Source organism: Pseudodonghicola flavimaris (assembly GCF_030164425.1).
Classification (GTDB): domain Bacteria; phylum Pseudomonadota; class Alphaproteobacteria; order Rhodobacterales; family Rhodobacteraceae; genus Pseudodonghicola; species Pseudodonghicola flavimaris.
In genome coordinates, this window is record NZ_JASNJD010000020.1 from 25,794 (window position 1) to 44,234 (window position 18,441).

20 protein-coding genes are annotated in these 18,441 nt (G+C 68.5%); 8 read left to right on the plus strand and 12 right to left on the minus strand.

The features are described 5' to 3' along the window. Positions 1 to 27 precede the first annotated feature (27 nt). On the minus strand, positions 28 to 1,404 hold the full coding sequence (gene hglS / locus QO033_RS19945; protein ID WP_284482731.1) for a 2-oxoadipate dioxygenase/decarboxylase HglS: 1,377 nt from the start codon (positions 1,402 to 1,404) through the stop codon (positions 28 to 30). A gap of 176 nt (positions 1,405 to 1,580) precedes the next feature. On the opposite strand from hglS, the gene QO033_RS19950 reads away from it, so the two are divergent. Both QO033_RS19950 and QO033_RS19955 read left to right on the plus strand, forming a co-directional pair. Next, on the plus strand, positions 1,581 to 2,483 hold the full coding sequence (locus QO033_RS19950) for a LysR family transcriptional regulator (protein ID WP_284482732.1): 903 nt from the start codon (positions 1,581 to 1,583) through the stop codon (positions 2,481 to 2,483). A 126-nt stretch (positions 2,484 to 2,609) separates the two neighbouring features. Then, positions 2,610 to 4,916: a response regulator gene (locus QO033_RS19955; RefSeq protein WP_284482733.1), complete on the plus strand. Its 2,307-nt coding sequence runs from the start codon at positions 2,610 to 2,612 to the stop codon at positions 4,914 to 4,916. Between the two features lie 33 nt (positions 4,917 to 4,949). On the opposite strand, the gene QO033_RS19960 is transcribed toward QO033_RS19955, so the two are convergent. Together QO033_RS19960 and QO033_RS19965 are read right to left on the minus strand one after the other, a co-directional pair. Further along, complete coding sequence (locus tag QO033_RS19960; RefSeq protein ID WP_284482734.1) at positions 4,950 to 5,810, minus strand: alpha/beta hydrolase; 861 nt, start codon at positions 5,808 to 5,810, stop codon at positions 4,950 to 4,952. 95 nt (positions 5,811 to 5,905) lie between these two features. Further along, on the minus strand, positions 5,906 to 6,427 hold the full coding sequence (locus tag QO033_RS19965; RefSeq protein WP_284482735.1) for a DUF2478 domain-containing protein: 522 nt from the start codon (positions 6,425 to 6,427) through the stop codon (positions 5,906 to 5,908). 151 nt (positions 6,428 to 6,578) lie between these two features. On the opposite strand from QO033_RS19965, the gene QO033_RS19970 reads away from it, so the two are divergent. Genes QO033_RS19970 through QO033_RS19980 form a run of 3 tightly spaced genes read left to right on the plus strand, consistent with a single transcriptional unit; the run spans position 6,579 to position 8,344 of the window. Further along, complete coding sequence (locus QO033_RS19970; protein ID WP_284482736.1) at positions 6,579 to 6,983, plus strand: PaaI family thioesterase; 405 nt, start codon at positions 6,579 to 6,581, stop codon at positions 6,981 to 6,983. Between the two features lie 4 nt (positions 6,984 to 6,987). Continuing rightward, the gene (locus QO033_RS19975; protein WP_284482737.1) at positions 6,988 to 7,650 is read left to right on the plus strand and encodes a DNA-3-methyladenine glycosylase I; all 663 of its coding nucleotides are present in this window, start codon (positions 6,988 to 6,990) and stop codon (positions 7,648 to 7,650) included. Positions 7,651 to 7,654: 4 nt separating this feature from the next. After that, entirely contained in the window at positions 7,655 to 8,344 is a 690-nt protein-coding gene (locus QO033_RS19980) for a hypothetical protein (RefSeq protein WP_284482738.1), read from the plus strand. 142 nt (positions 8,345 to 8,486) lie between these two features. Here QO033_RS19980 and QO033_RS19985 read toward each other — a convergent pair whose 3' ends face one another. The 4 genes from QO033_RS19985 to QO033_RS20000 all read right to left on the minus strand — a co-directional run bounded on the left by QO033_RS19985 (position 8,487) and on the right by QO033_RS20000 (position 11,437). Continuing rightward, the gene (locus tag QO033_RS19985) at positions 8,487 to 8,912 is read right to left on the minus strand and encodes a c-type cytochrome (protein ID WP_284482739.1); all 426 of its coding nucleotides are present in this window, start codon (positions 8,910 to 8,912) and stop codon (positions 8,487 to 8,489) included. 5 nt (positions 8,913 to 8,917) lie between these two features. Continuing rightward, entirely contained in the window at positions 8,918 to 9,340 is a 423-nt protein-coding gene (locus QO033_RS19990; RefSeq protein ID WP_284482740.1) for a c-type cytochrome, read from the minus strand. 128 nt (positions 9,341 to 9,468) lie between these two features. Continuing rightward, the gene (locus QO033_RS19995) at positions 9,469 to 10,158 is read right to left on the minus strand and encodes an ABC transporter ATP-binding protein (RefSeq protein WP_284482741.1); all 690 of its coding nucleotides are present in this window, start codon (positions 10,156 to 10,158) and stop codon (positions 9,469 to 9,471) included. Continuing rightward, on the minus strand, positions 10,151 to 11,437 hold the full coding sequence (locus tag QO033_RS20000) for a lipoprotein-releasing ABC transporter permease subunit (RefSeq protein WP_284482742.1): 1,287 nt from the start codon (positions 11,435 to 11,437) through the stop codon (positions 10,151 to 10,153). The genes QO033_RS19995 and QO033_RS20000 overlap by 8 nt, the downstream gene beginning before the upstream one ends. Before the next feature lie 280 nt (positions 11,438 to 11,717). On the opposite strand from QO033_RS20000, the gene QO033_RS20005 reads away from it, so the two are divergent. From QO033_RS20005 to QO033_RS20015, 3 genes are all read left to right on the plus strand, one after another. After that, positions 11,718 to 12,059, plus strand: a complete 342-nt coding sequence (locus QO033_RS20005; RefSeq protein WP_284482743.1) for a hypothetical protein — start codon at positions 11,718 to 11,720, stop codon at positions 12,057 to 12,059. Between the two features lie 151 nt (positions 12,060 to 12,210). Further along, entirely contained in the window at positions 12,211 to 12,402 is a 192-nt protein-coding gene (locus tag QO033_RS20010) for a YgaP family membrane protein (protein ID WP_284482744.1), read from the plus strand. A gap of 107 nt (positions 12,403 to 12,509) precedes the next feature. Beyond that, the gene (locus QO033_RS20015) at positions 12,510 to 13,523 is read left to right on the plus strand and encodes a hypothetical protein (RefSeq protein WP_284482745.1); all 1,014 of its coding nucleotides are present in this window, start codon (positions 12,510 to 12,512) and stop codon (positions 13,521 to 13,523) included. Positions 13,524 to 13,577: 54 nt separating this feature from the next. Here the strand turns inward: QO033_RS20015 and QO033_RS20020 are convergent, their stop codons facing one another. The 5 genes from QO033_RS20020 to QO033_RS20040 form a co-directional block, all read right to left on the minus strand. Then, positions 13,578 to 14,654, minus strand: a complete 1,077-nt coding sequence (locus tag QO033_RS20020; protein ID WP_284482746.1) for an SPOR domain-containing protein — start codon at positions 14,652 to 14,654, stop codon at positions 13,578 to 13,580. 104 nt (positions 14,655 to 14,758) lie between these two features. After that, on the minus strand, positions 14,759 to 15,391 hold the full coding sequence (gene upp, locus QO033_RS20025; protein WP_284482747.1) for a uracil phosphoribosyltransferase: 633 nt from the start codon (positions 15,389 to 15,391) through the stop codon (positions 14,759 to 14,761). A gap of 110 nt (positions 15,392 to 15,501) precedes the next feature. Next, positions 15,502 to 16,713 (minus strand): phosphopentomutase, encoded by a 1,212-nt coding sequence (locus QO033_RS20030; protein WP_284482748.1) that lies wholly within the window; start codon positions 16,711 to 16,713, stop codon positions 15,502 to 15,504. After that, positions 16,710 to 18,017, minus strand: coding sequence for a thymidine phosphorylase (locus tag QO033_RS20035; RefSeq protein WP_284482791.1), 1,308 nt, complete (start codon positions 18,015 to 18,017; stop codon positions 16,710 to 16,712). The genes QO033_RS20030 and QO033_RS20035 overlap by 4 nt, the downstream gene beginning before the upstream one ends. A gap of 16 nt (positions 18,018 to 18,033) precedes the next feature. After that, a complete protein-coding gene (locus tag QO033_RS20040) occupies positions 18,034 to 18,426 on the minus strand; it encodes a cytidine deaminase (RefSeq protein ID WP_284482749.1) in 393 nt (130 codons plus the stop codon). Positions 18,427 to 18,441 lie beyond the last annotated feature (15 nt).

Sequence of the window (18,441 nt, forward strand, 5' to 3'; positions counted from 1 at the left end):
AGAACCGCCGGCGCCGGCAGGTCGGGATCAGGCGGCGAGCGCGGCCCGCGCACGTGCCAGCGAGGCCGCCTCGGCCTCGGCATAGCGCTGGTGCAGGTCGATCACCCGGGCCCCGAGCGCAGCTTCGAACAGCGCCCGGTTGGGATTGGCGGCAAAGGCCTGCGCAGCCTCGTCGCCCAGGTTGGACTGGAAGATCCCCGCCGCGCTGACCGGCAGGAAATCCTCGTAGACGATCGGATCGGCCCGCAGCAGCCCGGCGGCCACCAGCGCCTCCGCATCGCGGCCGAGATCTGCGGCACTGGCCGGCTTGCCGGTCGGGCTATAGCGGAAATAGCCTAGCCCCTCCCGGCGCAGCGTCTCGGCATCGTCGGGGAAGGCGGCAAAGACCGTCCCGAGCGTCTCCATATAGGCGGCGGCGTTGGAGCCGTCCGCCTTCGGGGTGATCGTGGCGCGGGTTTCGGCCAGCAGCCGGTCATAGAGCGCCTGCCCCTTCGGCGTCAGCGCCAGACCGCGTTGTTCGATCTCGCCGAAGCGGGCGGTGTGGCGGCCCGGCGCGTTGCTGCCGTCGGCAAGGAAATCCACCGGCTCCTCCAGCGCCTTGAAGGACGTCTGCCGCAGCAGGATCGGCACCTTTCGCGCCGGCGGCCCTTCGATCACCGCCTTGGGGGCGATCCCCGCCTCCGGCATCCGCCGCTGCACCGTGTCGATATCCAGCGTGCGTGGCGTCAGGTGGTTGATATGCGGCCCCTTGAAGGCCACCACATCGGCGACAAGCCGATGCGCCTCATGCAGCCGGCGGTACATGGTCTGGCTGACATTAGCCTCGGCATGCCAGCGGAAGGTTTCCAGCGCCTCGGCGACGAAGCTCTCAGCCTGCGCCGCGTCCAGTCCGCCCTGCGCCTCGAAGGTGTCGATCAGCGCCAGGCAGCCCGGGGTGAAGATCGATCGCGTCTCCAGCACCTCCGCCGCCTCTTGCCGCAGCGCCGCGTCCTCGATCAGGTCGAGCCGTAGCAGAGAGGTGAAGACACGGAAGGGATTGGCGCTGAGCGCGGCATCCTCCAGCGGCCGGAAGGCGGTGGAATGCACCGGCACCCCGGCGACGCTGAGATCGTAATAGCCCACCGGATACATGCCCATCACCGCAAACAGCCGCCGCATCGTCGCCAGTTCGGCGGCGGTACCGAGGCGGATGGCGCCATGGCGTTCCTCACCGATACGGTCGAGCTCTCCCAGCGCCGCCAGCCGCGCGTGCTGTTCGGGATCGGCGGCCAGTACCTCGTCGTTCACCGCCTTCACCAGATCGAGCAGCGTGCCGTAGGCCGGCACCTCGGCGCGGTACATCGCCGACATCGCGCGCGAGAACAGCGTGCGGATCGCATCGGCGGGCAGATAGGTGTCGGACATGGCGGGGGCCCTTGTGATGATGCAGCGGTTACCCCGATCCTAGCCAAAACCGGGCCGGGGGCCGAACGATGGATGCGACTGCCCCCATTCCGGTTGCGCATGGCGACTTGCGCCCGCCCGGGGATCGCGGCATCATCCCCGCCTGCGAGCCCAAGAACCGATCTGCGGGGACCAAGGTGATCCGACAGCGCCGCTTTCTGCCCGACATCCGCCTGCTGCAAACCTTCGAATGCGCCGCGCGACATGGGAATTTTACCCGTGCGGCCGAGGATCTGGCCCTGACCCAGAGCGCGGTCAGCCGACAGATCCGCGAGCTTGAGGCGCAGATCGACAAACCGCTGTTCGAACGTCTGCCGGGTCGGGTGGTGATGACCCCGGCGGCGCGCGACCTGTTACCGGAAGTCCGCCGCCTGCTGCGGATGGCCGAGGTCACCATGCGCCATGCGCATGCCGGCGCCAGCGGCGACCGGGTCCTGTCGGTCAACGCCCTGCCCACCTTCGCCACCCGCTGGCTGATGCCCCGGCTGCCCGACTATCTCGCCCGCGCGCCCGAAACCCGGTTCGATCTGACCACCTCCCGCGAGGTCTTCGATCTGGAGGAACGGCAGTGCCACCTGGCGATCCATTACGGCCAGCCGGTCTGGCCCGGCGGCACCTGCACCTATCTGTGCAGCGAGATCGTGCTGCCTGTCGTCGGTGGCGCCCTGCGCGGGGATGCCGGCGACAACCTCGCCGCAGTGACCGCGCTGCCCAAGATCCACCTCTCCGAGCGCCCCACCCTCTGGACCGACTGGTTCGACCGCCAGGGGCTGGAGATGCCCGATGCCCGCGAGGGCCATTGGGTCGATCAGTTCTCCCTCGCCATCGAGGCGGTCCGCGCCGGGCTCGGCTGTGCCCTGCTGCCGGCCTATCTGATCGAACAGGATCTGGCCGCCGGCGACCTCTGCGTCGCCCTCGACCGGCCGCATTCCACCGACAACGCCTATTACATCGTGACCCCCGAATCCGGCGCCGACCAGGCCGAAGCCTTCCGCGACTGGCTGATCTCGCAGGTCTCGTTCAGACCTCTCGCCGGCTGAGCCCCGGAAAAGACACACAACCCAAACATGTTTTTACCACCGCTTCCCCCAGTTTGAGGACGTCCTTAACCCGAAGTTAGCGATTTCAGCGCCCAATCCCCCGAACTGAGACGAAGGGGAAATGGCATGACCGAGGGCAGGCTCAGGATATGGATTTGGTCGATCTTGTTTTTGGCCATGGTCGTCTTCGTGGCCGGCCGGCTGGTCGTCGATGCCCGCACCCGTGTCACGGCCTCCACCCTGACCGCTACCGCCGCCGCCTCGGCCAAGAGCTGGTACAATCACTATGTGCTGCATGTCGACAGCTTCTCCGACCTGCTGCGGCAGACCGACGCGACCGGCAGCGCCCCGATCCAGCGCCATGACGCGGAAGCCTTCGGCAACGTCCTGCTCTACCGTATCTTCGATCGCAACGGGCGGCTTGTCCTGTCCTCCGACCACACCGACGGCCGGCCGGAAGGGGCCGGCCTCCCCGGCACCACCACGATCGATCACGATGCCATCCAGGCGGTTCTGCAGGGCGCTTCCGAAGTCACCCAGATCAATCAGGCCTGGCTGGGCCGCAACCCGGCCGATCACTATTCGCGCAGCGTCCTGCCGATCCGCGCCGACGGCGACAGCGGCCCGGTCATCGGCGCCGCCGAGATTTTCGTGAACATCAGCAGCGATCGCGCCACCATCTACAGCGCCTTCCAGCGGTTCAGCATCATGCTGGTGGCGATCCTGACGCTGGCCAGCCTGATCCCGATCAGCGCGCTGACCTATGCCTGGTGGCGGATGGCGGTGATGAACCGCGATCTGGCCCGGGCCCGAGATGCCGCCCGCCATGCCGAGGAAATCAAGTCGCGCTTCCTGGCCAACATGAGCCACGAGATCCGCACGCCGATGAACGGCATCATGGGGATGGCGGAGCTGCTGAACGAAACCCATCTGAACGAGGAGCAGCGCGGCTATGCCTCGACCATCCTGGGCTCCTCCTCGGCGCTGCTGACGATCATCAACGATATCCTCGATTTCTCCAAGATCGAGGCCGGAAAGATCACCATCATTCCCGAGCCCTTCGACCTGCACAATTGCGTGCAGGACGCCGCCGACCTGCTGTTCCCCACCGGCTATGCCAAGGGGGTCGAACTCTGCGTCGATTTCCAGAAACAACTGCCGGCCTGGGTGGTGGGCGATGAATCGCGGCTGCGGCAGTGCCTGCTGAACGTCGCCGGCAACGCCATGAAGTTCACCGACAGCGGTCATGTCACCATCCGGGTGGCGGAACTCAGCGACCATCGCTTCGAGATCTCCGTCAGCGACACCGGTATCGGCATTCCCGCCGACAAGCTCGACGCGATCTTCCGCGATTTCGAACAGGTCGGCTCCGATGACACCCGGTCGCGGATCGGCACCGGCCTGGGGCTGGCGATCACCCGCCGGCTGCTGCGGCTGATGGGCGGCGATATCACCGTGGAAAGCACCCCCGGCGAGGGCTCCTGTTTCCGCATGATCCTGCCGATGGAGCTGACGGAACCGCCCAGCCGCACCGAAACCCGCGTCTCGGCGCTGTTCTTCGAACCCGAGACCCTGCATGGCAAAACCGCCATCCTGGTCGACGATCTGGAGATCAACCGCCGCATCCTGACCGCACGGCTGAGCGGCTTCGGCATGCAGAGCGTCGCCTACGACAGCGCCCGCGCCGCGCTGTCGGCCCTGCGCAGCGGCAAGCAGCCGCTTCCCGATATCGTGATCTCGGACCACCACATGCCGGGCATGAACGGCGTCGACCTGCTGCGCGCCCTGCGCGAGCTGCCCGGCGCCCAGAACCTACCCTTCATCATCCTGTCCTCGGGCGATCTGGAAACCCTGCAGCGCGAACTGACGCGCGGCGATGTCGAATTCTGCCTGAACAAGCCGGTGCGCACCGATATGCTGTTCCGCAGCCTGTGCCGGGCGATCCGCCACGATCCGCCGGCACAGCGCGCGCCCACCCATGCCGCCGACAGCGCCCCGGAACCGGTTCTGCCGCTGCGGGTCTGCATGGCGGAGGACAACAAGACCAACAAGCTGATCATCGAGAAGATGATCGGCAAGCGCGTCGCCCATATCGCCACCTGGTCCAACGGCCAGGAGGCGGTGGACAATTACATCGCCGAAAAGCCGGACCTGATCCTGATGGATATCTCCATGCCGGTGAAAGGCGGGCTGACCGCCTCCGAGGAAATCCGCGCGATGGAACGCAGCCGCGGCCTGCCCGCGTCGGTCATCGTCGCCCTGACCGCCCATGCGATGCCGGAGGACCGCCTGCGCTGCGAAGCCGCCGGGATGGACGGTTTCCTCAGCAAGCCGATCTCGAAGAAGGACCTGATCAGCGTGCTCAACGACACGCTGGACCGGCTGGAGCAGCGCAAGAGCCAGTCGTCGCAGAGCAGTTCGACCAGCGCCTGAGACCCGGACAGCGGGCGGCCCCGGCCGCCGCCCTCAGCCCGCCATCATCTGCGCGATGCGCCGCCCGGTTTCGCTGTCGCTGACGGCAAGCTCGTCGAGAATGTCGAAATGATCGCGGCCGGCAAAGCGCTCCATGCTGATCCGGCTCAGCTCCCGCCCCCAGAGCATCGCCAGCGCATCGCTCTGCCGGCGGAAGGCCTCCGGCTCATCGGCGCCGATCATCAGATGCACCGGGCGATCCGCCGCCGGCAGATAGAGCAGCGGCGACAGCGCCTCGACATCCGCCGGGCTGAGACCGACGGCTTCGTTGACGTAGGAGGCTGCCACCGGCGCCAGATCGTAGACGCCGCTGATCAGCACATAGCCCGCCAGCGCCGCCGGCAGATCGTCCCCGCCCAGCCCGGCCAGGATCGCCGCCGCCAGATGCGCGCCGGCGGAGTGCCCGGCCAGGACGATCCGCGCCGGATCGATGCCATAGTCCGCCGCATGGGTCCTGAGATGCCGCAGCGCGGTGGCAATCTCCTCGAGAATGGCGGCCAGAGAGGCCTCGGGCGCCAGGGTATAGCCGATCGCCACATGCGCCCGCCCCGCCGCGACACAGGCCTCAGCGGCAAAGCCCGACCCGGCCTTCGACCCCTCCTGCCAGAACCCGCCGTGGACAAAGGCCAGGCAGGGCAACCCGCTGCCCGCCACCGGCGTCGTCACGTCATAGCGCTGCCGCGACCCGGGGCCATAGGCGATATCGGTGTGACGGGTCAGTTCCTCTGCGGAATCGAGCGCCGCGGTCTCGGCCTCGTGCCGGGTCAGAACCGCCATGAAATCCTTGGCCGACAGGCTGGGAGACAATTGACGATCCAGCTCTGCCCGGCTCAGCCGGCTGTATGGCACCCGCATCCGCGATCCTCCTGCTGCAGCACCCGCCCCGTTGGCGGTGGCAGAGCGATACGCCAGCCCCGCGCCGGGATAAAGACCGCAAACCGCCCGACCGTTCAGCCCGCGGCCAGGGCCGCCCCGCGACTGCGCGCGAACCAGGCATCCAGCGCCTCGGGCCGCGGCGCCAGTTCCTCGGCGAAGCTGCCCGCGAACTCCAGAAAGGCGGCGCGATTGGTGGCATTCACCCCCAGCAACACCGGCACCTCCTGCAACAGCGCGGCGCCGATCAGCGGCCGGAACCCGCGCCCCTCGGCCTCGTGCTTGCCGAACTTGTTGATCATCAGCAGATCGGCGCCCTGTTCCAGCAGCGGACCGACCCGGCCCACCGCCATTTCCAGCGCCGCGGTATCCAGCCGGCAGCCACGCGATCCCGCCCCCAGCGATTGCGAGATGCGGATCAGGTCGCCAGAGGGCAACAGCTGCAAATCCATGTCGCAGCCGCTTTGCTCCGGACAGTCGCTGTTGTGCTGAACCACCCCCGCCAGCCGCGCCCCCCCGGCCAGGCAGCGGTCGGCGAACTCCGACAGCAGCCGGTCGGCGGCGCCCCGTTCGGGGACGGAAACAAAGGCCAGATGCATCACGGGACCTCCTGATCGCGGCCGGAACCCCGCTGTCCTAGCATCCCGCCCCACCCGCCACCAGCGAAACGCCGCGGCCGGGCCGCAAAGCCCCTCGACGCGGCGCCCGCCCGAGGTCTACTCTGCCCCCGACCGCAGAGTGAGAGCCCGCATGACCCCAGAGATCGCACAGCAAGTCTTCGCCGAGAATTTCGCCGACTGGGTCCAGGCGCTGGACCTCACCGTGCAGGAGGTCGATCCCGATCACGTGCTGATCCGCATGCCGCTCGGCGATCATCTGGCCCGGGTCGGCGGCATCGTCTCCGGTCAGGCGCTGGCCGCGCTGGCCGATACCACCATGGCGCTGGCCGTGATCGCCCACTTCCCCGAACCGCGCCCCTTCGCCACCACCGATCTGCACACCCAGTTCCTGCGCCCCGGCGTCGGCACCGCCATCCTTTGCCGCGCCGAGGTGGTGCGCGCCGGCAAGGCGCTGGTCTTCGCCCGCGCCGAGATGATCGAGGAGCAGAGCGGCAAGCCGGTCGCCACCGCCACCGCCACCTTCTACGCCGGCTGATCCGATGCGCTCCTTCGACGAAATCTTCGCCCTCGCCGCCGATCGCCACGGCGGCGCCGCCGCGCTGGAGGCCGGGCTGCCGAAGCCGCTCAGCCCCGAAGAGCTGGCCCGCCTGCCCGAGGATCGCTGGCTGTCGATCATGACCCGATGCATCTTTCAGGCCGGCTTCAACTGGAAGGTGATCGAAGCCAAGTGGCCGGGTTTCGAGGCCGCCTTCGACGGCTTCGACCCCGGCGCCTGCGCCTTTCTCTCCGACGACCGCTTCGACGCGATCCTGCGCAACCCCGATGTTGTGCGCAACGGCGCCAAGCTTGCCACCGTGCGGGAAAACGCCGCCTTCCTGCTGCGCCTGCGCGATGAGGGCGGCGCCGGCCAGGTGCTGGGCGGCTGGCCCTCCGATGATTTCGTCGGTCTGCTCGACCTGATCCGCCGCGAGGGCAGCCGGCTCGGCGGCACCACCGGCCAGTATGCGATGCGGTTTGCCGGCCGCGACAGCTTCATCCTGTCACGCGACGTCACCGCCCGGCTGATCGCCGAAGGCGTGATCGACAGGCCCGCCACGTCGAAAACCGCGCTGAACCGGGTGCAGGCCGCCTTCAACGAGTGGATGGCGCAGTCCGGCCGCTCGCTCAGCGAAATCAGCCGCGTCCTCGCCATGAGCCTGTGACCGGATGCGCCTTGCCCTCGCCGTCCTGACCCTCGCGCTGCTCGGCCTCGCCACCTGCGGCCGGCCACTGACCGACCATGAGATGGCCTTCGCCGAAACCCTGCAGGGGCGCGCCATGGATCTCGACCGCGTCCGCCTGGTGCGCGGCGCGCCGCTCGGCAGCATCACCTTTCACCGCAAGCCGCGCCCGCGGGTGACCTGCGGCGAACGCATCCTGCCCCCCGCCACCGATGAGATCGTCACCGCCAAACCTGCCGCGGTCACCCTCTTCAACCGCATCCTCTTCACCCGTGACTGGTATCTCGCCGACTACCTGCCGCACTATCCGCAGCGGCTTTACCTCAGCGAGGCCATGCTCTTCGCCCATGAGATGACCCATGTCTGGCAATGGCAGAACCGCGCCCGAACCGGCTACAGCCCGCTGCGCGCCGCCGCCGAGCATCGCGGCACCGACGATCCCTATCTCTTCGACCTGACCAGCGCTCCGGCGTTTCTCGACTTCGGCTACGAACAGCAGGGCGCGATCATGGAAGAATACGTCTGCTGCCGCAGCCTCGCGCCCCAGGCCGCCCGCACCAGGCGGCTGCACCGGATGCTGTCCGAGGCGCTGCCGCTGGCGCCGCTGCCCCGCCGCCGGGAAAGCGACGTGGTACTGCCCTGGCGCGGCGTGACTCTCGCCGGGATCTGCGACTGACCGACCGGTTCGATCCGGCCCCCTTCGATCTGGCCCAAATATCCCGGGGGACTCGCCGCAGGCGAGGGGGGCAGAGCCCCCGTCACCGCCCGGCCCCTGGGACCGCAGGCGGCCCTCCTGCCCCGCCGGCAGAGGATAGACCTCAGCTCTCGACCTGGATGCTTTCCAGATAGGCCAGCAGCGCCGCCAGCGGGCGCGGCGTCGGCGTCATCGTGCCCTCGACCTCCACCGGCACCAGATCGCCCTCCAGCAGCGATCCGAACTCCGGCATGATATCGGCCGAGACCTTGCCACGGCCATAGCCGTCGATCTGCGACAGCACGCGGGTCCGTGGGAAGGTGCCGCCGTTGCGCAGGGCGATCCGGGTCAGGTCCGGCGCCTTGACGCCGGAGATCAGCGCCCCGCCCTCGCCGTGATAATCGTGGCAGGCGGTGCAGTTGTCGGCAAAGAGCGCCTCGCCCTCGGCGGCGGTGGGCATGCCCATCTGATCGGCGACACAGGCCGCCAGCACCGCCAGCAGCGGCAGGGAGATCAACAGGCGGTTGGGGGTCAGAAAGCGGGTGGTCACGGCGGTCACCTGTGCTGAAGGGTTTGCAGATAGGCCAGCAGATCGGCGATCGGCCCGGTGGTGGTGATCTCGCTCCCGTCGGGCAGGCGGATCGCGCGGGCGCGGCCTTCGAAGAACAGCCCATAGACCGGCATCGGGCTGCCGTGGCTGACCAGCGGGTCCTGGCCGTCAATCCGGGCTGCCACCCGCTGCAGCGGGAAGACACCGCCGTTGGCAGCGGCCAGCCCGGTCAGATCGCGCGGCGGAACCACCAGCACCGAGGCCATCGGACCGCGACCGTCGGCGGCAACCCCGTGGCAGGTGGCGCAATGCGCCTGATAGAGCTCGCCCCCCCGGCGCGCCGCCTTGCTGCCGGTTTCGGCGGCGGCGGCGCCCGCCCCGGCCAGCAGGCTGAGGACAAGGAGAAGGCGGATAGGTGCGACTGCCATTGGCGGGTCTGGCCTTTCGTGCTGCTGAAGCCGGTGGTTTCGAGTGGAATCATATCGCAAGCCTGCGACAAAGGCCAAGCCGTCGCGGCAGGCTGCCGCAAGGTCGCCCTGATCGCCCTGCCCGCGCCTCAGACCGGACCCGGTTCGATCCGGCCGTTGTCCAGCCGCACCACCCGGTCCATCCGCGCCGCCAGCTCCATGTTGTGGGTCGCGATCAGCGCCGCCAGCCCGGTTTCGGCGACCAGCGCCATCAGCGCGCCGAACACCCGGTCGGAGGTTTCGGGATCGAGGTTGCCGGTCGGCTCGTCGGCCAGCAGTACCCGCGGCCGGTTGGCCAGCGCCCGGCAGAAGGCGACCCGCTGCTGTTCCCCGCCCGAGAGCTCTGCCGGCCGGTGACCGGCGCGGGCCGACAGGCCCACCCGGTCCAGAAGCTCGGCGGCGCGCGCTGCCGCCGCCGCGCGGCCGGCGCCATTGGCCAGCTGCGGCAAGATCACGTTTTCGGCGGCGGTAAATTCCGGCAGCAGGTGGTGGAACTGATAGATGAACCCGATGTCCTGGCGCCGCATCGCGGTGCGCGCCCGGTCGCCCTTGCCGCTCATGTCCTGGCCGGCGATCACCACCCGGCCGGCATCCGGCGTATCGAGCAGCCCGGCGATATGCAGAAGCGTCGACTTGCCGGCGCCGGAGGGGGCGACCAGCGCCACGGTTTCCCCCGCCGAGAGGGTCAGATCGATGCCACGCAGCACCTCCACCGCGCCCGGCGTGCCCTGCAGATAGCCCTTGGTCAGCCCGTCGAGCTGCAGCATCGCCTCACTCATAGCGCAGCGCCTCCACCGGGTTCAGCCGGGCCGCGCGGCGGGCCGGAAAGATGGTGACGACGAAGGACAGCCCCAGCGACAGGATCACCGCCTTCATCACGTCCCACAGATGCAGCTCCGCCGGCAGCGAATAGATGCCGCGGATCGCCGGATCCCAGACACCTCCGCCAGCGACGTAATTCACGAAGGAGAAGATCGGGTCGATATAGATGGCGAAGAGACAGCCCAGCAGCACCCCCATGGCCGTACCGATGATGCCGGTGAAGGCGCCGCAGATGAAGAACACTCGCAGGATCGAGCCCTCGCTCAGGCCGATGGTGCGCAGGATGCCGATGTCGCGGCCCTTGTTCTTGACCAGCATGATCAGCCCCGAAACGATGTTCATCGTCGCGATCAGCACCAGGATCGACAGGATGACGAACATCACGTTGTCCTCGACCTGCAGCGCCCGCAGGAACCCGCCCGAGGCATCGCGCCAGGTCCAGAGCCGCGCACCCTCCCCCGCCGCCTGATAGAGCGCGGGCAGCAGCGCCTCGACCCGCTCGGGCGCCTCCACCATCACCTCGATCTCGTCGACCACGCCTTCGCGGTTGAAATAGCTCTGCGCCTCGGACAGCGGCAGATAGGCGCGGGTGCGGTCGATGTCCCAGCGCCCGGCGGAGAAGATGTAGGTGACCGGATAGACATTGACCCGCGGGCTGGTGCCCATCGGCGTCTTCACCCCGTCGGGGGAAATCAGCTTGATCCGGTCGCCGACCATCACCCCCAGCTCACGGGCGACGCCGGAGCCGATGGCGATGCCGCCGGCGAAATCGTCGAGCGAGCCCTGCGCCTGTTCGCCGTCGGCGATCGCCGGCAGGCTGGCGAGATCGGCGGCCGAGATACCATAGACCTCGACCCCGGAATTGCGCCCGCGGAAGCTGGCCATCACCTGGCCGCGCACCACCGGCGCGGCGCGGGTCACCCCCGCCACCGCCGCCAGCCGGCCGGCCATTTCGGTATAATCGCCGATGGTCCGGTCGATGCTGCCGGCCTCGGTGACCCGTCCGGGGCTATAGACGGTGACATGGGCGTTGGCGCCCAGGATGGTGCCGACGAATTCCGACCGAAAGCCGGAGCGCACCGCCAGCGTGGCGATCAGGGCGAAGACCGCCAGGGTGATGCCGATCAGGCTGATCCAGGTCATCACGCTGACGCCACCCTCGGCGCGGCGGGCGCGCAGATAGCGCCAGGCGATCATCCATTCGAAAGGGGCGAAGGGGGCGGACTGTCCGGCCATGAACTCTCTCTGCTCTGTCGCGGCGACCCTGCTGTCTGCCGTCAGGGGGGTCAAGGCCGGAATCCGAGCCCCCGCGCCGGTGGCCGGCGCAACACGCGATTTCCCGCCAGTTTCCAAAATCGCAACAAATCCCGCGTGCCGGCGCGACTAATACTACCCAAGCCACAATTCGCGCCACAATTGCCCGATTTTTATGAAAATTATTGTCTGATCCCAGACATCCTCCAGACTTCTTCAGACCCGAGGAGGAAGGGGAAAACCGCAACGGGAGGAGAGACCGATGGACCCCGAAACGCTGACTGCCTCGCGGCCGAGGCCGCTGGATATCGACCATCCGAACATCGACTGTGAATCCGCCGCCCTGCTGCGTGGCTGGCTGACACCGCTGATTGCCGCCTGCCCCAGCTGGGCCGCGGTGGAACAGGCGCTGGAAGGCCGCGGCTATGGGCTGGCCTTTCGCAACGGCCGGCTGTGCCTGACCCGCGATGGCCGCTGTCTATGCTCGATGCGCTATCTGGGCCTGACCCTGCGGGATCTGGTGCTGCGTCTGGGCCGGCCCGCCGTGCGCCCGCTGCCCGGCTATCCCGCCGCCGGGGTGATCTGTCTGCGCCCGGCCGTCTGACCCGGCATCGAAGCCTGTCCGCGCAGCGATTGAGCATTGCGACAGACAGATTGCGGCCCCCTGCATCGGACCCCTTGCATTCCGCTCAACGTATTCCTAAATTCGAATACAAAGACGCCCCGCGTGCGCCTGTACTCAAGAGGATACCGAAATGACCATCAATCGCGCTGTTATGGCCCTGGCCGGCTTCATGGTGTTGCTGTCCGTTCTGCTGACCTGGTTCGTCTCCCCCTATTGGGTGTGGCTGACCGTCTTCGTCGGCGCCAACCTGTTCCAGTCGGCCTTCACCGGCTTCTGCCCGGCGGCCCTGATCTTCTCGAAACTGGGTCTCAAGGCCGCCTGAGCCGGGACCCGCCTGTCACAGCGTCACGGGCAGCAAAGCCGTTTGCTGCCCGTGTTGCTGCCGTGCTACTGTCCACCCAAAACCGAGGCACGGCAGAACCAGGCGACATGACGGCGCTGCGCGAATATCAACGGCTCGAAGCCAGCGGGCTTTGGCGTCCGACCCCTGACGATCAAAGACGCGAAGTCATCGTTTCCATTGGCGAAGCGACCCTGACCGTGACCGATATGAACGACCGGGCGCTGACCCACTGGTCGCTCGCTGCGGTGTTGCGGCAGAATCCCGGCAACCTGCCGGCCATATATTCCCCCGATGGCGACCCCGGCGAAACGCTGGAGCTCGGTGAAGACGAAGAAACGATGATCGCGGCGATCGAGAAGGTCCGCAGCGCGATCAGCCGGGCCAGGCCGAAACCCGGGCGGCTGCGGCTCGCCAGCGTCGCCACCAGCGTTGCGCTGGTGCTGATCCTTTTGGTCTTCTGGCTGCCCGGCGCGCTGCAGCGCCATACGGTTCAGGTGGTCCCCGCCATCAAGCGTCAGGAAATCGGCAACGCCTTGCTCAGCCGGATCGAACGGGTGGCCGGTCAGGCCTGTCGCAGCGCCGACAGCCGCCCGGTGCTGAAACAGCTTGCGCAGCGCACCGGTGCCGGCCGGCTGGTGGTGCTGAGAACCGGCGCCCGGCAGACCCTTCATCTGCCCGGCGATATCGTTTTGCTGAACCGGGCGCTGATCGAGGAATACGAGGATCCGGCCGTCGTCGCCGGCTTCATCCTGGCCGAACAGGCGCGCGCCCGGCAGATCGATCCCCTGGCGGAGCTGCTGGATTACGGCGGGATTCTGGCCACCTTCCGCCTGCTCACCACCGGCGAGGTGACCCAAAAGACCCTGGACGATTACGCCGAACAGGTGCTGGTCGCGCCACGCCCGGAACTGAGCAACGAGTCCCTTCTGGCGGAATTCACCCGGGCTCGGGTGCCCTCCAGCCCCTATGCCTATGCGCTGGACATCACCGGAGAAAGCGTTCTGGGACTGATCGAGGCCGATCCGATGGCGGGGCAGGATGCCGCCCCGGTGCTGCGCGATCGCGACTGGCTGCTGCTGCAGAACATCTGCGTCGGCTGACGTGGCGGTCTGGCCCCGCCGCCGCTGCCCTGGGGCATGGCGCCTCAGGGCAGTTCAGCGGCTGGAGACGTCCTGGGTCCGCCGTACCGGTTCCGACCGGGTCGACAACCGCAGGATCGGCTTCGGCCCCCGCTCTGCCGGGGATTTCGCCACTTCGGCGGGCACGACCACAACGGGGCGGTCGATCGGCACCTGCACCAGCACCCGCGGCACCGTCCGGGTCCAGATCTGATCGGTCTGCGCATCGCCCGCCGGGGTTCTCCCAGCGCGATAGGGGTTCAGCCGGTCGTCGTCGCGCACCACCGGGACGTAGCCCGTAGGCGGCCCCTGCACCTGGCGCGGGATCGCGGCAGTCAGCCGGCGCTCGGCCCGATGCGGGTTCAGCCGGTCATCCTTCCAAACCGGGCGATAACCGGCCGGGATCGACACATTGGTGGTGTTGCGCCGCCGCTCATAGACATGGCGCGGCACGGCGCGGGCGTTGGGATCGTAGATCGAGGATTGCGGCCCCCAGCCCTGGCCGTAGGTCACCGGCGGTTCCGCCTGCGGCCCGCAGCGTACACCGGGGCCGCGGTTGATATATTGCTGGCTGAAGGTCGACGCATTGGCGCAGGGGCCGCCCTGCTGCGCCGGCATATCGCGGCGCGGGGCGATCTCGGTCCGTTTCGGCTGCATCACCACCACCGGTGCCGGGGCCGGGCGCCGCACCATGCGCGGTGCCGGGGCGGTCGGCGCCAGGGTCGGGGCCGGCCGGGTCGTCACCGCCTGCGGCAGCGGCTTGGGCGCCGGGGCGGCAGGCTGCTGCGACGGCGCCAAGGTGATCTCCACCGGGGCCGGCGCCCTGGTCTGCGCGGGCGCGGCGGCGGCGGTGCTGCCGGCCAATGTCGGCTGATAGCCGCAGACCTGCTTGCGATCCCGCGACACCCGCGGCACCCAGGTCACATTGCCGTCGATCCCCGCACGGATGAATATACAGCCGCGACTGTCGACATATTGCTTGCCCTGAAACGAGGCGGGCGGGAATTCCGCCGGCGTGGCAGCGGCCGGAGAGCGCAGCGATTGCGCCCCGGCGGACGTGGCGCCGATGGCAGCGGCGACCAATGTAACAGCAATAACTCTTGTAAATTTCATCCCAGGCCCCACAAGATGTGGCCCTCAGGATGCCGCAATTCCCCGGCTGAGTAAAGCGCGGACTTGGCCGGGGCAGCCCATGCCCCAGCCCCCGGGCCAACCGTTTACTTGGTGCCGAACATCCGGTCGCCCGCGTCGCCCAGCCCGGGCATGATATAGCCCTTGCTGTTCAGCCCGCGATCGACCGAGGCGGTCACGATCGGCACATCGGGGTGAGCTTCCTTCATTCGGGCGACACCCTCGGGGGCAGCCAGCAGGCAGAGGAACCGGATATCGGTGGCGCCTGCCTGTTTCAGCAGGTCGATGGCGGCGGCAGAGCTGTTGCCGGTGGCCAGCATCGGATCGACCACGATCACCATCCGGTCGTTCATGCCTTCCGGCACCTTGAAGTAATATTGCACCGGCTTCAGCGTCTCTTCGTCGCGATAGAGCCCGACGAAACCGACCCGGGCCGAGGGCACCAGTTCCAGCACGCCGTCCAGCATGCCGTTGCCGGCGCGCAGGATCGACACCAGCGCCAGTTTCTTGCCGGCCAGGATCGGCGCGTCCATCTCTTCCAGCGGCGTTTCGATGGCGCGGGTGGTCATCGGCATCTCGCGGGTGATCTCATAGGCCAGCAGCAGCGTGATCTCATGCAGCAGCCGGCGGAACTCGGCCGAGGAGGCGCCCTTGTCCCGCATCAGGGTCAGCTTGTGCTGAACCAGCGGATGATCGACGACGGTCAGATGCTCTTGCATGGCGGTCTCTCCCGGAAGGATGGCGATAAAACTGTGGTCTTTCCTTTAGGCCGGGCCTCCCCTCTGCCGCAAGCCCAAGCCGCCGGCACTGGGGAAAAACACGCGGAACATCACAAAAAGCTCCGCCCCGGCCCCCGCTCCGCCAGGTTCAGGTGATCGGCGATGCTGGCGGCCACATCGGTGAAGCCACGAAGCCCGACCGGCTTCGCCCCCCGCCCGGCCCCCAGCACCGGCACCCGTTCGCGGGTGTGATCGGTGCCGCTCCAGCTCGGGTCGTTGCCGTGATCGGCGGTCAGGATCATCAGATCCCCGGGCCTGAGCCGGGCGATCAGCGGCCCGATCGCCGCATCGAACCATTCCAGCGCCCGGGCATAGCCGGCGATATCCCGGCGGTGCCCGTAAAGACTGTCGAATTCGACGAAATTGGCGAAGGTCAGGCTGCCCTCCCCGGCGCTGTCGATCAGCCCGCCAAGATGATCCATCAGCGCCGCATCCGTCCCCTTCACCACATCGTCGATGCCCTGCATCGAGAAGATATCGCCGATCTTGCCCACCGCATGCACATGACCACCGGCGGCCTGCACCCAGTCGGTCAGCACCGGCGCCGGCGGAGCGATGGCGAAATCGCGACGATGCGGCGTGCGGGTGAAACCGGTCTCCGCGGTGCCGACAAAGGGGCGCGCGATCACCCGGCCCACCTTCATCGCGTGCAGGAGCGGCGCCACCTCGGCGCAGAGCGTCAGCAGCCGGTCGAGCCCGAAACGCTCCTCATGCGCGGCGATCTGAAACACGCTGTCGGCGGAGGTGTAGCAGATCGGCCAGCCGGTGCGTATGTGCTCGCCCCCCAGCCGGTCGAGGATCTCGGTCCCCGAGGCATGGCAATCGCCCAGGATGCCGTCGGTTCCCGCCGCCCGTGCCACCGCCGCGCTCAGCTCCGGCGGGAAGGCCGGCCGGGTATCGGGGAAATAGTGCCAGTCCCAGGGCACCGGCAGGCCGGCCAGCTCCCAATGCCCCGACGGCGTATCCTTGCCCGGAGACACCTCGCTCGCCGCTCCCCAGAGCCCCTGCGGCACCGCCCCGAGGCCCGGCGCCACAGCCCCAGAGGCCAGCCGGATCGCCGCCCCCAGACCCAGCGCATCGAGATGCGGCAGCCGCAACGGGCCGCAACGCCCCTGATCCGCCCGCCCCTCGGCACAGGCGCGGGCGATATGGGCCAGCGTATTGGCCCCGGTGTCGGGCGTTTCGCCGTTGAAGAACCGGCCGGCGTCCGGTGCGCCGCCGATGCCGACGGAATCCATCACCACCAGAAACGCCCGGGTCATGGTGCGATCCTGTCGTGGATCAACTCCGGAACCAGGACCGGATCGGGGCCGATGGTGATCGCCGCGCGCACCATCGCCGCCGCCCGCCGCGCCGCGTCCTCGCGGGCGGCATGAACCAGCGCCAGCGGCGTGGAAGCCTCCACCCGGGCGCCCAGCCGGATCACATCGGAGAGGCCGACGGCGGGATCGATAGTATCGGTCTCCACCTGCCGCCCGCCCCCCAGCGCCACCACCGCCAGACCCAGCGCCTCGCCATCGATGGCGGTGACATAGCCGGAAGCCCGCGCCGGAATTTCGTGAATCACCGTCGCCTCCGGCAGGAAGCGGCCCCAGGTGTCAACGAAGCTGAGCGGCCCGCCCTGCGCCGCGATCATCGCCCCGAACCGCTCCGCCGCGCGGCCATCGGCGATCGCGGCGGCAATCGCCGCCTCCCCCGCCGTGATGGTGTCGGCCAGACCGGCATCGCAAAGCAGCTGCCCCCCCAACGCCACCGAAAGCGCGTGCAACGACCCGGTGGTCTGCCCCGCCAGCACCTGCATCGCGGCATCGACCTCCAGCGCGTTCCCCAGCGCCGGCGCCAGCGGCTGCGCCATATCGGTGATCAGCGCCGAGGCACGGCAACCGGCGGCATTGGCGGTTTCGGTCAGGGCGCGGGCCAGCGCTGCCGCCGCCTCCGGCGTCTTCATGAAGGCGCCGCTGCCCAGTTTCACGTCCAGCACCAGCGCCTGCGGCGCCTCCGCCAGCTTCTTCGACAGGATCGAGGCGGTGATCAGATCGAGGCTTTCCACCGTCCCGGTGACATCGCGCACCGCATAGAGCCGGCGGTCCGCCGGCGCGATATCGGCCGAGGCGCCGGCGATGACGCAGCCGGCGCGGGTGACGATCTGCGCCAGCATATCGGCCGGGAACTGGGTGGAGACGCCGGGGATCGCCTCCAGCTTGTCGAGGGTGCCGCCGGTATGACCCAGCCCACGGCCCGAGATCATCGGCACGAAGGCGCCGCAGGCGGCCAGCGCCGGCGCCAGCACCAGTGACACGCAATCGCCGACGCCGCCGGTGGAATGCTTGTCGACCACCGGGCCGTCCAGCGCCCAGCCCATCACCGCGCCGCTGTCACGCATCGCCAGGGTCAGCGCGGTCCGCCCCGCCGCCCCCAGATCGCCCCGACAGACCCCCATGGCAAAAGCGCCGGCCTGGGCATCGCTGACCCGGCCATCGGCCAGACCCGCGGCGAACCAGCGCAGCTCTTCCTCCGTCGGGGCCTCGCCCCGGCGCAGCCGGGACAGCACCCTGCGCGCATCCAGACGCGACTCCATCGGATCAGCTCTTTTTCATATGGTCGGTGTTGAAGGCGCCCGGCAGCAGCTCCGCGAGTGTCATCACCTGCTCCTCGCCGGCAATGGTGCCCATGATCACCGGCACATGACCGGCGCCGAATTCCGCCAGCTTCTGCCGGCAGCCGCCGCAGGGCGACACCGGCATCGGTGAGTCGGCGATGACATAGACCTCATGCAGCACCGTCTCTCCGGCGGCGACCATGGCGGCGATGGCCCCGGCCTCGGCGCAGGTGCCCTCGGGGTAGGACACATTTTCGACATTGCAGCCGGTGTAGACCGTGCCCGAGGCCGCGCGGATCGCCGCCCCGACCTTGAACTTGGAATAGGGCGCATAGGCGTTTTCGAAAACGGTGGTGGCTGCGGCTCTCAGGGACATCTCACTCTCCGGTGT